The 1,328-nt window shown below is 63.0% G+C and carries 1 protein-coding gene; it reads right to left on the reverse strand.

Features of this window, described 5'->3' with window-relative positions; translation table 11 throughout:
• Positions 1 to 157: 157 nt before the first annotated feature.
• Entirely contained in the window at positions 158 to 1,051 is an 894-nt protein-coding gene (locus NKI25_RS36205; RefSeq protein WP_353000958.1) for an alpha/beta fold hydrolase, read from the reverse strand.
• Between the last annotated feature and the right edge of the window lie 277 nt (positions 1,052 to 1,328).

A 1,328-nucleotide genomic window follows, 5' to 3' on the forward strand; every position in this document is an offset into this window, starting at 1 on the left:
AAGGACCGTGCTCAAAGGCCGGACATATGGACGCAAGCGATCGAAAACGACGCAAAACAACCGTTGCAGGCAGGGCGCCGTCCACATATGGATCCCAGGGTCTGCGCTCCCGCTTCGCGTTCGCTCCGCCCTAGGATGACGAAGGCATGGTAAGTGCTTACTTCCTGCCACCCCGCCGCTCCGCTCGATCGAAAAAACCAGCGATCCTGCCCGGCAGGATCCCGGACTCCAAAAACGGTGCATGCCCCTGACCGTCGGCGGTGATCGTCTCGATATCGGTATGCCGCGTCCGCATCTGCTCGAGCGTTTCGGCGGACAGCAGCTTCGAATTGGCGCCGCGTATGACGAGCATCGGGATGGCCGCCAGCGCGTCGAACTGTGGCCAAAGATCGGGCAGCGGCCGGCTGGGATCGAGCCCCGCCAGCGTCTCGACCAGTTTCGGATCGAAATCGGGCAGAAATCCCTCCTCGGTCTCGCGGTAGAGGGCTGATGCCATCCGCTCCCAATCCGCATCGGTCAGCGCCGCAAAATCCGCGCCATGGGTGCTGCGCAGGCCGCAGACCACCTCCGCGTACGTCTTCGGCCTTGGCGCGAGGTCGAGATAGGAGCGGATACGGGCGAGACCTTGCGACTCGATCACCGGGCCGATGTCGTTGAGGACGATGGCCTTCAGCACGGCCGGCCGCATCGCCCCGAGCACATGGATGATCAGTCCACCGCGCGAGGTGCCGATGAAGGCAGCCTCGTCGACGCCAAGTGCAGCCAGCCCGGCGAGAATATCGCCCGCTTCCATGCCGATATTGTAATGGCCAATATCGGCATCGTAGGCGGACTGCCCGCGCCCGCGATAATCGAAGGCGACAACCCTGCGCTTCGCCTGCGTCGACAGATAAAGCGCCAGCTCGTGAAAGTCACGGCAATTGCGGGTCAGGCCGGGCAGGCAAACGACTGGCCAGCGGCCGGAATTCGCTTCGCCGTAGATGCGAGCGTGCAGGGACAGCCCGTCCGGCGCGGCGTAGAAGAAATCGGAGAAGCCTTCGTCGTTTGGCATGTACACTCGATTCCGTGCTGCTGTCAGATCGTTTGCGACTGCTACAGGCGAGGGCAGGGGCGGTCAAATCGGGGGCTCTTCCTTCCCTCCTTGTGGGAGAAGGTGGATCGGCGCGTTAGCGCCGAGACGGTTGGGGGGTGTTGGACGGAGCGCTGTCGGAACCAAGCTGGAGCACCCTCATCCGACCGAGCTTCGCTCGGCCACCTTCTCCCACAAGGAGGGCTTTGCACGGGAAGCGAAATCCTGGTTGGTGAGTTAATGGGGCTTTTTTGAAGGC

Source organism: Mesorhizobium sp. M0808 (genome assembly GCF_040320025.1).
Classification (GTDB): Bacteria; Pseudomonadota; Alphaproteobacteria; order Rhizobiales; family Rhizobiaceae; genus Mesorhizobium.

Bases quoted from the DNA above. Each gene is read 5' to 3' on its own strand.
- NKI25_RS36205 (WP_353000958.1), bottom strand. From the start codon at position 1,051: ATGCCAAACGACGAAGGCTTCTCCGATTTCTTCTACGCCGCGCCGGAC.